The sequence below is a fragment of the Carboxylicivirga sediminis genome, from assembly GCF_018156225.1.
Lineage (GTDB): Bacteria > Bacteroidota > Bacteroidia > Bacteroidales > Marinilabiliaceae > Carboxylicivirga > Carboxylicivirga sediminis.
Map to the genome: position 1 here is coordinate 104,613 of NZ_JAGTAR010000018.1, position 16,296 is coordinate 120,908.

Below are 16,296 nucleotides of genomic sequence, written 5' to 3' on the forward strand. Positions count from 1 at the left end.
CAAAAATCTATAAAATGAATACATCTACTCATGTTAGAAAGTTCATGCTGTTGCTAATGAGTGTTTTTATATTCACAGTTGCGCACACACAGCATTTACAGACTTACAAAAACGGAAAGCTACAAGGCGCTTTTAAAATAAAGCTAAAGCCGAGTCTGGTGGTTGAGCCAAGCGGGCTTAAGTCCAAAACAGTTAGTGGCTATTCTGAAGTTGGCATTAAAGCTGTTGATCAGCTGAATATGCAGTATGAGGCCGTGAAAATAGAACGCCTCATACCTTATTCGTCTAAACACGATATAAAGCACCAAAAGCATGGCTTGCATTTATGGTATAAAGTAGAAATTGAAACCGAAGCACAGCTGGAAAGTGTTATTAAAGCCTATGGCATTTTAGCAGAGATTGAAAAAGCTGAACCATTTTACGAAAAAAGCCTGGTGCCACATAACCTGAGGATGGCACCTAAATCAATGCTTAACGCAGTGGCTACAGTCAGTGAGTCACCATTTGATGATCCGCAGTTTAATGAGCAGTGGCATTACCATAATACGACTGATAATCCTGGTACACCGGGTTCGGATATTAACCTGTTACGTGCTTGGAATCGCCAAACGGGAGATCCTGATATAGTTGTAGCAGTCATCGATCAAGGTGTGGATTATAAGCACGAAGACCTGGCTGCTAATATGTGGGTAAATGAAGCTGAGTTGAATGGCACGCCCGGCCAAGATAGTGATGGTAACGGTTATGTTGATGATATATATGGGTTCGATTTTGTGAATATGAATGGTGATGTGCAACCATTACCTCATGGAACGCACGTGGCTGGTACTGTTGCTGCCGTTAATAACAATGGTATTGGAGTGGCTGGTGTAGCCGGAGGATCAGGTAACAATGATGGTGTGCGCATCATGTCTTGTATGATTATGTCGGAGAACTCGGCAGGTAGTGCTGAAGCGGCCTTTGTATATGCAGCTGATAATGGTGCTGTAATAGCTCAGAATAGCTGGGGCTGGAATACTCCTGGCGTTGTTGAGCAATCTATATTGGACGCCATCGATTATTTTATTGAAGAAGCCGGACAATTTGAGAATAGTCCCATGAAAGGTGGTGTGGTCATTTTTGCAGCAGGTAATAATGGCGATGAAGGTGAATACTGGCCTGGTTGTTACGAAAAAGTAATTGCTGTAGCAGCAACCGGACCAAACAATAGGGTAACCAGCTATTCAAATTATGGTGACTGGTTAGATATCTCAGCCCCCGGAGGTGATGTGATGGATGGGCAGGATCATGGTGTATTAAGTACTATGCCAGATAATAATTACGGTTTTTACGATGGTACATCCATGGCGTGTCCGCATGTGTCGGGTATTGCAGCTTTAATTGCCTCGGAATATAAAGGTCCTGAGTTTGATGCCAGTCAACTGACAACCAGGTTGCTTGGTGGTGTGAATGTGATAGACACCATGGAAGTAAACAAACCATGGGCTGGTAAGGTTGGGCTTGGTGCTGTTGATGCTTATCTGGCACTACTTGAAGATAATGGTTTAGCACCTGGTGCCATTACTGATTTGACACATGACGGTGTATCAGGTACATTCACCTTACTGAAATGGACTGTACCTGCCGATGAAGACGATGATCAGCCTCGCTATTTCCATGTATATTATTCCGAAACACCTATTGTAAGTGATAACCTGCAAGATATAGAATATGTGCGCATTAATTCAGTTGCTGATGCTGGTGACGAGTTTGCCTATCAGTTAGAAAAGCTTAAAAAGCATACCACCTACTACCTTGGTGTTACTGGCGTCGACCGCTGGGGTAATGAAGCAGAGTTGTCAAATGTGATAACCATTACCACTAACAACGGGCCTGATATCACTTTGGATAAAAGCAATATCAACTTCAGTATTGATGTTAAGGCAGATACATTGTCACATCAGCAGTTTACAATCACCAACACAGGCGAGGGTTTGCTTAACTGGAATATCAGACAAAACCATGTTGAAAACATTGACATATACAGTCAGACAAACGAGCGTATACCTTATAAGGTCAATTATACAGGAGGGACAACAGGTGTTGAAGCACACAACTTGTCACAAACAGCTTCAATTGAGCCATATGCTCAAAAGCCCACCCTGGGATATATGTATTACTACGATCCTGATTATCTGCTTGAGACCCTTATAAAGTTTGGGGAATCTAACGATGAGTTAAGTAATTCGTCTGCCACCTACTTTAAAGTGACTAACCCTGATGGCTTTAACCTGACAAGTGTACAGGTTGGTTTAAATTTTGAAAAACTGTCTGAAGAGCCCCTTTATCTTGAAGTATATAAGGGTGGTGATATTAATAGTGCAAAGCTGATTCACTCGCAGACATTTTATGTGGGAGAAGAAAATTATTACATCGATCACATCATCTTCAACAAACAAATGTTTTTTAACGAGGGTGACGAGTTTTATATTGTATTTCATATTCCGCCGGGACACCGCTTTCCATTTCTCGCTGCTCAGGCCTACAACATGGCTGTAACCGATTATTCATATTACAGCAATGATCAGGGAGTGACCTGGAACAAAATAAAGGATATCTACTACGACTACACCAAGGTGTGGGTGGTTATTGCAGTTAATGAACTGGAGGCACTTGAACCCTATTTGGAGATTTCTGAAACAGCGGGTTACCTGAACGCCAATGAATCAAAAACCATTGATTTAACTGTTAATGCAGCAAAATTGATCAATGGTAATTACGAAACCAACCTGCAGGTATTCGGACAAGGATATCCTGATCTTTGGGAAGATCTAACCCTGAATTTTGAGGTGAATGGTCAGGATAGCCGCATGGAAAGTGATGATTTGGTTGATTTTGGCAATGTTTTTATTGGTACCGGAAAAGAACAGAGTATTACTATTTATAATAAAGGATTGGGAGCGTTTGATAATGAATTCAACTCACTAAATGTGGAAATCAGTCATCCCGACTTTAAATTGATTGGCAATGCGCCAAAGGTGATTCCGGCTGAACGTTCTGAAGAGTTGACTTTATATTTTACTCCAACAACCGAAGGTGCTATCAATGCAACGGTGAAGGTGAGTGATAAAACAGGAAAAGTACACACCTTTAGCTTATATGGTGCTGGTACCTGGCCCGCCAAAGCCGTCGTAAGTCCGCCTGTAAGTGAATTTACGGGCATGGCACTGGGTGATGCGTTTGAAGGTAGCTTCCAATTACGTAATGAGGGTGACTTTCCATTACGTTACTATGTACCTAAGTTTGCTGATGGCTCCAATATGCCGGACTTTGATAAGAATTCAATCCACAATTTCGGTTATGTAGCTGGTGAGAACATACCAGCGCCGGGCGAAGAAGCCTTTGTATGGGACGATATTCAGTTTACCGGTAAAGATATTACCGATCTCTTCCGTCTCGATGGCTCTGTTATGTTAACCGAGGCTGAGATGGGCTTCCGCTTTCCGTATTTTGGAGAAGAATACGACACCTGCTATATCTCCAATTGGGGGGCTGTATCTATGGCCAATAATGGTTGGTTCAATGCCAAACCGGCAGGATATAAAAATCCGGCTCAGCCTTCCAAGCTCATTTCTGCCTGGGGTATGCCTTTCAGTTTAGACAAGGGCGGAAAAATTTACTACCAGTCTCTGCCTGGTAAGTTCATTATTCAGTATCAAGGGGTAGTACACGAGAGTTATAATTACGATAGTAGTTCAAGTAATGGCATTGGCTGGTTAGAGGAGCCAATAACTTTTCAGATTGTACTGCATCAGACAGGCGATATTGATTTTAACTATAAAGATCTGGGCGAAGTATTGGGGACAAGAGATTTAGGTTTTAACAGGGCTTCAACGCTGATTATGATTGAAGATCAGTCTCTGGATGACCGAATTGTGTTAAACGGTTATGGTACAAAGGCCTCTGATCCGTTTATTCTGAATACTTTCCCAACCACAGGTCATCAGATTTATTTTAAGAACCCCGGATTTGGGGTCGTTGATGAAATAACTAATGCCTATGGAACGGTTCCTGTAGGGTCATCAGTTGAGATTCGTTATAAAGGTTCAACAGAGAAACTGTATCAGGCCGATTTTGATGAGCGTATTAATATTGTAAGTACGGATCCGGTTAATAACCCGGTCAACCATACTATCAAACTGAATATTACAAGTGGTGGCCAGGTAGACTTTGTCTTCGAACCTCAAATGCTGGATTTTGGGAATGTATTCCAGCGAGCCATAAAAGAAATTAACCTGCGCATAACCAATGAAGGGCGGGCTATTGGAACCATTACTGATGTAGCGCTCGAAAATGGATTGTTTACTGTAGATGGCTATTTGCCTGCCATGCTGCGACCTAATACGGTTTCTGATTACACAGTTACGGTAAATGCTACTGAACTGGGTATTATTAACGATGTGTTGGTGGTAACAGATGATGAAGGTCAAACCTACCGCATACCGGTTACATGTAATGTAGTGGATGCACCTGTTATTTCTTCTGGATTGAATGAAATAAATACATCGCTTAAGCATGGTGATTCAACGGTTGTGCGTCTTGATATTATTAATTCGGGCAACAACCCAATGCAAGTAACACCATCGGCTAACGAGTGGCTGTTTGCGTGGCCAGATGATGGTTCTGAAGTTAGCAGTAATTTCGACTACACCTATACCATCGAACACAATACTGATTCGCGGTATCTAAATTGGAGCACTGCTATTAAAGATGGCACTAAGCTCGATGTGACTGATGAGATCTTCAATCCGGATAAATTCTGGATGACTGTTCCATTGCCCTTTGAAATTGCTTATTACGGCGAGAAGTACGACACTATTTATATTGGACATACAGGTGTTATTACAGTTTTGCCTGATCAACCATCAAGAGAATGGGGACCAGATCACTTTATTCCAAACGAGTCGCTTATTAATGGTTACCTGGCACCGTTATTCGGATTCAATGGAGTATCTAATCCTGAATTTTATCCAGAGACTGGTATTTATACAAAAGAATACAACGATAAGTTTGTCATCCGTTTTCAGGATTTGGGTTCCAATGGAGGAGGCTCAGCCGTAACCGTGGAGGTATGGCTGTTTAAGAGCGGTATTATCAAATACATGTATGAGGTGAATGAGCCTGAAACAGCCAGAATTCTAGCTTCGTTAATCGGTATTGAGAATCAGGATGGCACGAAAGGTATTCAGGTGTCGGCTCGTACAATGGGAATTATTAAGAACGGAACCGTAGTTACTTTCTTACCAACCAAATCATATACAGTTCCTGCTAACAGCTCACAAGCTTTCAATGTACATCTGAATGCAAGGTCGCTGTATGATGGTACGTATACCGATAACCTCAGGTTTACGAACGATACGCCGGATAATCCTGAATTCAGCATCCCTGTTACCATGGAAGTAATTGGTGAGAATAATGTGCTGGTGGATGATACACTCGATATGGGTGAGCTGATGATGATAGAGCACGATAATACTGATTATACCTCGCCATACAAGCGTTACGACTTTGATTTCACCGTAAAGAATGAGGGGACACGCGCGGTTCAGATACGTAATGTGAAGTTGAAGAATGGTTTTAACTATGCCATAACCATGGGCGACGATGATAAATTTGGTACAGGTAGTGCTGCAGATGGATGGGTAGATATCTCTCGCAAGTTGATAAACTACAAGCTTAAACCGAATGAGGAAGAAACCTTCCGTTTAAGAGTGTATCCATTAGCTGAAGCCGAAGTGATCGATACAGTGATGGTGTATTGCGATATTGAAGAGGAAGCCATAAAAGTACCGGTTTCAGGAGTGTTTACATTGCCTCCGGTGATTAATGTGCAGACCGAAAGTATCGAATTATATACCGATACAATCAATTACATTGATAGTCGCAGTATTGTGTTTGATAATCTGGCTGGTTCAGCTAATCTGGAATATGAAGTGGGTATCGCATTTAAACGCGGAACAGCTCCACAAACTGCCGCAGTGCCAATGACTGCTATGCCAATGCCTTCGGAAAATATTAGCAGATTAAAAGTTGAAGAGCGTAAGGAAGAATCAGTTGCTCCACAGCTGAAAAGCACAATGGCAGACTTTAACCGTGTACTTCAATACGAACAAGCAACTACTAACGAAAGCTTGGTAGGATTCGGCGAAAGCACGCTGAATTTTACGGCCGCTACAGGTTTTTATGCGCCTGAAGATGGTTTTAATCTTTCTCATGTGCAAACCTGGTATGCATGGGGCGACATGTTGGATAGTGAGATAAAGGTACAGATTGTTGGAGGTGGAGAAACTTTAAGCGAATGTCAGTTATTGTATGAGCAAACCTATCAATATGTGGCAGAAAGTGCTTCTTCAAACGGGGCATTAATAACCATACCTCTCGACGAAAATGTGTTCTTTTTCCCCAACGAAAAATTCTTTGTGGTATTTATATTTGATTTTAATATTACTTATCCCTTAGGAACTATAACAACTGCTGAGTCGGTATCTAATCGCTATTATTTTGGTGATGGTGAAAATATGTTTGAAACAGTTGAAGCGGGTTACAGTACCTTAGGCTGGCTGGTGCGTGCAGCTGAGATGGAAGCCGGTGGATTAACCTGGTGTACCATCGAATCAGATAAACTTGGCTCACTGGCTCCGGGTGAAGAAGGTGTTATTGACCTCTCGTTTAATTCTACCTATGCCGAACAAGGTATAAACCAGGCGACAATCATAATCAAAAGCAATGATCCTTACAAGCCTCAGGTAGAAGTGCCGGTTAGCTTAACGCGTAATAAGGGCCCACAGTATGCCGATGGTAATGAACTGCGCTATAGCATTAATGAGGCTGATACCTTGAACTATGTGTTGAAAATACATGATGAGGAAGGCGACAATTTTACCATTACTGTGCCTGAAGTCAAAACATACTTTGCCTACACCCTATCAGGCAATGAAGTGGAGATAGTTTTCACCCCTGATTATGATGGCGAAGGATTGCATGAATTTGTGGTAGAGGCTGAAGATAGCTATGGCAATGCCACCCAGTTTACACTGATAGTGAGTGTGGCCAATGTGAACCGTGCACCCATGGAGGTGATAGAAATTGGAGAGCGTACCTATGCCATTGAAACAGAGGATGCCTATGTACTTAACTTATCCGACTACATACAGGATCCGGACGGGGATGAAGTGTTTTTCGAAACCACTTACGAGGTTTCCAGTGCAGTGCAGATTATGAGTACTAACGCTTCATTGGCCTTTATGCCTGTTTCACCAGGCTATGTGTACATGAATGTGAAAGCTACAGACAGCCAGGGCGCAGTGTTAGAAACCGGGTTTCCGGTATTTATTGAGCACCGTACGGGTATTGATGATGAAAACTACCAGGGATTGAAGCTGTATCCTAATCCGGCTGATGATGTGGTATACCTGCATATGAATGATCAGCTGGCCGATATTAGCCATGGTGAATTAATAAGTTCATCTGGTGAAGTGGTGATGTCATTTAAGCTGGCCGAACAGGTGGATAAACACACCCTGAATGTGAGCAGAGTAAAAACCGGTGTGTATATGCTCAAGCTCTACACCGATTCAAATGTATTAGTTCATAAACTCATTAAGCGTTAACTATTATTCTCCATGCTTCATTAAACCCATGGAGCATGGGGAATACCTTAAAATATCACCCGGTTGCAACGGCAACCTATTATTAATCAATTTAATCAATGAAAATCATGAAAAGATTTACTATGTTATTACTGGGAGTCTGTTTATTCAGTTTCTCAATTAAGGCACAAATGGTCCCGACAAATGACTTATCCTTAAAAAAAACACTGACGGGTAACACTGTGTCTGAAATTGCGCCTTATGGCTCGGGTTTTATTATGGTCTCAACTGACGGTACAAACGATTTTATTACGTCTACTACTGATGGAACCAATTTTATGGATGTTGAAACATTGGAATTAGGCAGTGCTAAAAGGTTAGCAGGCTGGGCTGATTCTGATAAGGCGTTTTATCTAGGGCATAATACAAGTGAGACACCTGATGCTGGGAAGGAGTTGCGATTGTTTGACGGTACATCAGCCAGCTATATTTTTAACCACGATCCTGTAGCGAATGATCTAAACCCGGTTACAAATGTGTTAAGAGTAATGAATGGAGACTCATATTATTACCATTACTTATGTGCTGGTACTTGGTCTCCTGCAACAGGAACACCAACGAAGGGTTATCTGACAGATGGAACAGATGGTGGAACGTTTGACCTCATTGCTCCTGAAGGCGGATTTGGTCCTTCTGATGAAGCACTTGCAAATGGAAAGTTTGAAGGAGCGGCTTTTAACGGGAAATTATATTACGAAGGTAAGAATGAGCCACTTTTGGGATTTGCTATGTCATCGTTGTATGCAGCTGATGGTGTTAACTTAACAACGGTATATACACATGATAGTGATGTTGAAGGTTTATCAAATATGATAGCAACTTCGTCTCATTTATATTTCTATTCAAGTGAAACTTATACAACTTCTGGTAATGCCCGTGTTTTTGCAATGGGTACTGATGATGAAGTAAGCTTGGTTACCGAAGCATCAGGAACCGAGATTTATTGTTTAAAGCAGATAATGCCGCAAACCTTAGGCAATAAAGTATATGCAGTTGCGGTGACGACGGCAGGAACTAAGCTAGTTGAGATGAATGGTACAAGTGCTCAATATTATCACTTGAATAACGAAAGCGAGTCTGATAATATCGTTGATATGGTTGTTTCAGGTGATTATGTGTATGTATTAGCTTCCACTACTGGCAACGAAACAGAGTTGTTCGTGATTAAACCATCAAGTGTGGAGCCAGCCTATGTTAATGCAATGGCTGAAAATATTTCACCAAGCGATAACTTTAGTATGCTAACAGCCATTAATGGGGGAGTGGCCTTCACTGGTAATGATTGGGTGTATGTATCTTCTGGTAACCCGGGCACAACCAAATCATTAATGCCTCAGAAGGCAGGTATTACTAACCTATTCAGTACTGCTGATAAGCTTTATGTATTTGCTAATAATGGTGCAGATACTGAGATTTATGAGTATACACCAAATTTTAGTTCTAAAACTATTACGATTACAGTAATGGAAGATGGCACTACAACAGGCATACAGTATATGAGTGTAAGCTTAACCGATGGTTTGGAAAACTATAGTGGTTCGACAGATGCAGACGGCAATACTCAGTTTTCTGATATCCCATACGGTAATTATGAGGTCAGTATAAATGGTGGATCCTATGTGCCTTATGAAGGTTTATTATCTGTGAATGATTTCTTTGGTGATAAGACTTTCTACGTAGTTGTGGGAGCTAACTTCATGATTAACGTGTATGATGCCGCTACAAATGCACAGTTGGCTGATGTAACAGTGGAATATGTAAACACGGCCGATCAGTCATCTTACAGCACTACAATTGTTGAAAACAGAAACATGTATATGAACAATATCCTTACCATACCTTATGGTACGTACAATGTTACAATAACCAGGGTTGGTTATACAGCCTATACAGAAGAAGGTGTTGTTGTCGATGCAAATACGCAGATGGTTAATTACAATATCAACCAGGGTTTCATTTCATTCTACGTTCGCCTGTTTGATAATTCTCGTATGCCAAATGAAACAGAGGTACCAGCAGCTGGTGGTGGTACTGTTACATTAACAAATACAGATGATCCAACGATGAGTTATGAGGCGAGTGTAATTGAAGTTCCTATGGATGGTTATGTTGTGTATATGTCAAGTTTTGAAGATATTCCATATGGTAATTATTCAGGTATTGCAACAGCTGATGGTTTCGAAGATGCATCTTTTACACTTGTGCTTAATGATGATTCAAACTTCCCTCCTCATCCGGCGGTTTATATGGATCCAATCCCAACAGGTATTGAAGATACTGAGTTAACTAAGGTACGAGTTTACCCTAATCCAGCAGATGACTTTATTCAGTTGGAATCGGCTAATGCCATTCAGTCAGTAGAAATCTACTCAGTAAATGGCACCAAAGTAAAAGCGCTGAATAACGAGCAAATTACGCAAATAAATATATCTGAATTACCAAAAGGTTTATACCTGGTTGCTACCACAGATAGCAACGGACAACGACAAATTACAAAAATCAATAAACGCTAATTTGTGCCGGACCCAACTACCCTTTCAACGGAGAGGGTAGTTGTTTTTACTCATGCTGAGCTACTGTTATTGGTCAGCTAATGGCTGATAATTGCTACTGGCATACACGCCATCAACAAAAACAAAAAATGGGAATCGCCAAAACCAAAAAACTACTTTTTAAAAGCATTAAATCGATTAAGCTCCATGCCGTTTGTCGGTACAAGTAATGGCAATTGAACTAAAAATTAAACAGATGAAAAATAAGTATTTGATAGTATTAATGTTACTTCTGCCCTTAATGTTGGCATGTGAGAAAGATAAAAATGAAGATACCACTCCTCCGGTGGCCGATATTGCTTTGCCAACCGACAATACACTTTACTATCGTGGCAATACCCTCATGTTCACCGGCTATTTTACCGATGATGTAGAATTGAAAGAATGTACCTTTTACCTAAGCCAGGGCCTTAAAGCCACTCGCGGATGGGATGCTCCATGGCAACCCGAAGCCCAAACCTTACCGTTAACTGGGAAAGAAGACAAACTGGTTGAACAGCACCTGTTTGAGCTGATGATACCCAACGAAATTATGTCTGGCGATTATGTTTTAACTATACTTACCATCGACCAGGCTTTAAATTACAGCACTACAGAAATTCCAATTCAAATAAAATAATAATGGTGTAAAAGCCATCAGCATATTGTAATCAGAGAATACTAAACAAAATCAAATAAAAAATCGACATGAAGCATGTATTAACTTATCTGCTCTTGCTTTGTATTGCCTTTAACGGAACACTGTTGGCCCAGTCAACAGTCATTTCCGGCTCGGTAAAAGATAAGAGTAATGGTGATCCAATGATTGGCGTGACCATCGTTGTGAAAGGGACCACAATTGGTACGGTTACCGATTTTGAAGGGAACTATAACCTACAGGTGCCCCAGGATGCACAGGTACTGCAATATTCCTTTATTGGCTATAAGCAACAGGAAATTGCACTTAGCGGACAACAGACGATTAATGTGTTAATGGAGTCCGATTCTGAATCCATCGATGAAGTAGTCGTAACGGGTTACGGTATTAAAAAGAAAGGCACATATACTGGTTCAGTGGAGGTGGTGTCGGCCGATAAAATTGAACAGGTACCGGTGGCCAGTTTTGATCAGGTGCTGCAGGGGCAGGCTCCTGGATTAATTGCCATTGGTTCATCGGGTGCACCAGGTGCGGCCGCTACCGTACGTATCCGCGGTATTAGCTCTATCAATGCCGGTAACGATCCGCTATACATTATGGATGGTGTGCCTATTTCGGCAGGTCAGTTCAGCGCCCTTAACCAAAATGATATTGAAAATGTATCTATTCTTAAGGATGCTACAGCTACCTCACTGTATGGTAGCCGTGCCAGTAACGGGGTGATAGTGATTACTACCAAGCGAGGCAGTAAAGAAGGAAATACGAAAATACAGTACCGTGGTCAGTATGGTTTTAATAAGATTGCCCGCGATAACTTTGAGATGATGAATACTGAGCAGAAGATTCAGTATGAAGAGGAGACAGGTCTTAAAACCTATACGCCGGAAGAGAAACTGGCATTGATGAAGATTAACACCAATTGGATGGATGTGGTACTGCGCGATGCAATGACGCAGTCGCACGAAATATCGGCCAGCGGTGGTAATGAAAAAACACAGTTTTATGTGTCAGGAAGTTACTATTATCAGGAAGGTATACAGTATCGTTCCGATTTTGACCGGATGAACTTTCGCCTCAATCTCGATAATCAAATTTCCGAAAAGGCCAGGCTGGGCACAAACCTGACTATTGGGTACGAAACCAATAGTAATACAATCTCTGGTGGCGCTGCCTCAACCAATGTATATAACCCTATCTTTTCAGCCCGTTTGCTTAATCCTTACTTAAAGCCATACGATGCAAATGGTGATTTTAATAGTGAAGGACTGCCCTGGGCTAATCCTATTGAACAGTTAATGCTCAATGAAAACACCGATAATACCCTTAAGATTGTTGGAGGGATCTTCTTCGATGTTGAATTAGCTGAAAACCTAGTGTTCAAAACCAATGTGGGGGTAGATTTCTACGATTATACCGTAACAGATTACTTGCATCCCGAATCGGAATGGGGAGCAGCTACACATGGAAAAACAACCCGTGCTTTCCGTCGGAATTTTCGCGTAACTCCAACCAATACCCTAACATATAAGTTTAAAGTGCAGGATGCACATGACTTTAATGTAATGCTTGGGCAAGAGATTATCAGTAACAATGCACAATCGTTTGGTGCAAGTGCCAAAAATCTGCCGAAAGATCTGAAAGTACTTAGTGTAGCCGCTGAGGCTGATACCTGGAGCGGTAATGCTTATGACTATTCTGTGGCCTCATTCTTTGGTAACATGGCCTATAGTTACAATTATAAATACCTGGTTGATTTGAGTATCCGTCGTGATGGTTCGTCGCGCTTTGGTCAGAACAATCGTTGGGGAACCTTCTGGAGTGCCGGTATTGGCTGGAACATTCAGGAAGAGAATTTTATGAAATCCATCGGCTGGATCGACCAGTTGAAACTGAGGGCCAGTATTGGCGAAACGGGTAACTACAACATCGGTAATTACGAACACCTGGCATTGTTTGGCTATGGGACTTATATGAACCAGAGTGCAGCTTATTTCTATCAGCACCAAAACGATGATTTAACCTGGGAACGTAAGCTGAAAGCTAATGTGGCACTGGACATGGCTTTTCTGCGCAAATACCGCATGAAAATCGACCTCTACCAGGAAACCACTAAGGACATGCTGTTTTATATTCCTTACTCATTGACCACCGGAACATCGGGCCGCATGGAAAACATAGGGGAGATGACCAACTCCGGTATTGAACTGGAACTGGATGCTGAAGTGTTTCAGTACAGGGACTTGCGTTTTCACCTGAATGCCAACATGGCCTATAACCTCAATGAGGTCACTAAGCTGTACAACGGTTTGGAAGAAATTGATCAAGGCTATACTAAAATAACTGTAGGCAAACCATTAGGTACTTTTTACCTGACTGAGTGGGCCGGAGTAGATGAATCCAATGGTAAAGGATTATGGTACCGCCCTGATGGCAGCGTTACAGATACTTATTCGGATAGAGACAGGCAATTGCAAGATGGGAAAGGCTATCTGCCTCCTTTGACAGGTGGATTTACCGGCACATTCAGCTACAAAAACTGGCAGCTATCTGCCTTCTTCTCATGGATGGCCGATAAATGGATGGTTAATGGTGCGCGTTATTTCACCGAAAGTCATGGTATGTTTATGAGCTATAATCAAAGTACCGATATCCTCGATTATTGGAAGCAACCAGGTGATAAAGCTAAACACCCAAGCCCACAATATCAGGATAACTACTATGATACGCGCTTGCTGGAGAATGCTTCATTCTTAAGGCTGAAAAACCTCAATATCTCATATGTGCTAAATCCAAAGTGGCTTGATAAAACAGGTTTCTTCCGTAGTGCACGGGTTTATGCTCAGGGACAAAATCTGCTGACATTTACTAACTATCAGGGAATTGATCCTGAGTTCTATGGAGTAATTGAGCTGAATATGTACCCGCATGTCAGAACCTTCACCTTTGGTATTGACCTTGGTTTTTAAGAGGGGATAATCATTGTGATGAAATTTAAATGGCAATAAGAAAAGTAATTAATTATGATTCGAAAATTAATATATAATACAACGGCACTATTGCTAATTGTATCAATGGTAGCCTGTGAAGGATTTTTTGAAAAGGATCCTTATGACAGTACCAAGAAAGAAGATATAATAGAAAATGAGAAAGATGCTCAAACCTTATTATACGGTATGTATGCAGGGTTTATGTCATCGGCGTCATACGGCACCTACCTGAGTGTGCTGATGGACATTATGACAGATGCGTCTTTGGCATCTGCCGGATTTACAAACCAGATGGGCGAGATGTATGCCTGGAGACTAAACCCGGGTACATCTGAAGTAGGATCTGTTTGGGGTAATCATTATGCATCCATTTATAACACCAATTACATTATTAATCATGTTGATAGTATCGAGGGTAATGCAGCTAATCTGGACAGGATAAAAGGTGAAGCGCTGGCCGGTCGGGCTCTGTTACACTATAACCTGGTGCGTTTGTTTGGTAAAGCCTACAATGCCGAAACCGCATCAACAGACCGGGGAGTGCCTTACGTGACTAGTAATGAAATTGACTCGCCAACACGCCATAGTGTGGCCGATGTGTATAAATACATTGTGGAGGACCTGGAGGAAGCTGAGTTGCTGATTCCTCCAGCCGATGATGAAATATATAACACGCTGCCAATTCCCAGGGAAACCATTTTTACAAAAGACTTTGTCAGAGGCCTGCTTGCTCGTGTTGCCCTGGATATGAAAGACTATAATGGGGCTATTGCGTATGCCTCAATGCTAATCGAAAGTAATGATTATGCCCTGGAGGAAGGTTTAAGTTTTATTAATATGTGGCTCAACGATACCGGTTCAGAGATCATTTGGAAGGTGGGCTATACACCAACCGATTATGGTGCGGCTTTGGGCTACAATTTTTATAACCGTAACCGCTTCGACTATGCTCCAATGCCCGACTACATACCGGCCGAATGGTGGGTCAACAGCTTTAATCCATCCATTGATGTGCGTTATACCGCCTACATAAACTACACGCAAACCGGTTTTGGCTGGGCCGGGCATCTGGTATATAAATATCCAACTAATCCGGCCTTTAACGCTCAGCAAGGTCTTAATATGCCAAAGCCCATGCGTTTGGCCGAGATGTACCTGATACGCGCTGAGGCTAATGCTTATCTGGATAATGATGAGTTGGCACAGGACGATATCAGTGCTTTGCTCGAAAAGCGGATCATTGACCACAACAGGGTAACACTTACCGGCGATGAGCTAAAAGAGTTTATACTCAATGAACGAAAGCGCGAGCTGATGTTCGAAGGTTTTTATTGGTTCGATCTAAAGCGTCATAATAAAGGCTTTACAAGGGTGCCGCAAGCTAATACATCAACTGCCTATGACCTTAGCATTGCTGCCGACGATTACCGCTGGCAATGGCCTATTCCAACTTCCGAAATAAATGGTAACGATAACATCAAGCAAAATGAAGGCTATTAATATTAAAACTATAGATATGAAGAAATACATCAGTCAGTTTGCAGCTATAGTTTTACTCATACTATCAGGTGCATGTACCGAAAACAACTTAGAGCTTTACGATGGACCTTCTATGATACACTTTTTAGAAACGACAAACAGTGTACTGGTGGATGAAACCAACCCGGTAGTTAGTATTGAAGTGGGTGTGACAAAGGCATTGGAGACAGATCGGGTTTTTAACGTGGAGATAGATCCAAATGGAACATCAGCTGTAGAAGGTATCAGCTTTGAGCTGCTCACTCCGCAGGTAACAATTAAAGCCGGCGAAGTGCTGGGTAATGTTCAGGTACAAGGACTGTATGAAGGTGCTGAGCCCGATGGCCAATCGATTAAACTAATGCTTTCGGCAACGAATACTGAGTGGGTGGCCGATTTTCAAAATAGCTATTACCTGGAGTTGTATAAGTTTTGCGATTTTGAGCAGAGCGCTTTTATTGGCACTTTCAAGGTATTGGAAACCGACTACTGGCAGAATACCTTTGAGTATGAGGTGGAAGCAGTGGCAGGTGATGACCCTTACTCGATTTATGTAACAGGCTTATGGGCCGTTAATGAGCCGGTTAAAATATCATTTGACCGCAAAGAGCCAACTTGCTCCATTCCGGCTCAGTACTTTTTTGACGATGGCAACTATGAAAATGCCTGGATACGAAGCCTCGAAGATGGGACTTATAACACCTGTATGGGAACCATTAAAGGGTTGAATTATTTTGTTTACCCTGAGGGTTCTAACCAAGGGTGGGACTTAGGTACCTTTGACATGGTGCGCATTAAATAGGATAATTATTCCCATTCTTACTTATAACCTGAGTTCGACATAAAATTACTGGCTCAAATCGCTTATAAATGTTTAGTTTCAAGGAATATTTGTGAAAGCATAGCGAGCTATG

The 16,296-nt window shown here is 41.8% G+C and carries 6 protein-coding genes; all 6 read left to right on the forward strand.

Annotation, left to right across the window (positions count from 1 at the left end; all coding sequences use genetic code 11):
* The first annotated feature begins 14 nt into the window (after positions 1–14).
* The 6 genes from KDU71_RS12570 to KDU71_RS12595 all read left to right on the forward strand — a co-directional run bounded on the left by KDU71_RS12570 (position 15) and on the right by KDU71_RS12595 (position 16,184).
* Positions 15–7,649: a S8 family serine peptidase gene (locus KDU71_RS12570; protein WP_212191429.1), complete on the forward strand. Its 7,635-nt coding sequence runs from the start codon at positions 15–17 to the stop codon at positions 7,647–7,649.
* A 107-nt stretch (positions 7,650–7,756) separates the two neighbouring features.
* Complete coding sequence (locus tag KDU71_RS12575) at positions 7,757–10,201, forward strand: T9SS type A sorting domain-containing protein (protein ID WP_212191430.1); 2,445 nt, start codon at positions 7,757–7,759, stop codon at positions 10,199–10,201.
* A gap of 235 nt (positions 10,202–10,436) precedes the next feature.
* Positions 10,437–10,859: a DUF4625 domain-containing protein gene (locus tag KDU71_RS12580; RefSeq protein WP_212191431.1), complete on the forward strand. Its 423-nt coding sequence runs from the start codon at positions 10,437–10,439 to the stop codon at positions 10,857–10,859.
* A 68-nt stretch (positions 10,860–10,927) separates the two neighbouring features.
* On the forward strand, positions 10,928–13,843 hold the full coding sequence (locus tag KDU71_RS12585; RefSeq protein WP_212191432.1) for a SusC/RagA family TonB-linked outer membrane protein: 2,916 nt from the start codon (positions 10,928–10,930) through the stop codon (positions 13,841–13,843).
* A 54-nt stretch (positions 13,844–13,897) separates the two neighbouring features.
* Complete coding sequence (locus tag KDU71_RS12590) at positions 13,898–15,364, forward strand: RagB/SusD family nutrient uptake outer membrane protein (protein WP_212191433.1); 1,467 nt, start codon at positions 13,898–13,900, stop codon at positions 15,362–15,364.
* 16 nt (positions 15,365–15,380) lie between these two features.
* Positions 15,381–16,184: a DUF4843 domain-containing protein gene (locus KDU71_RS12595; protein ID WP_212191434.1), complete on the forward strand. Its 804-nt coding sequence runs from the start codon at positions 15,381–15,383 to the stop codon at positions 16,182–16,184.
* Positions 16,185–16,296: the final 112 nt, after the last annotated feature.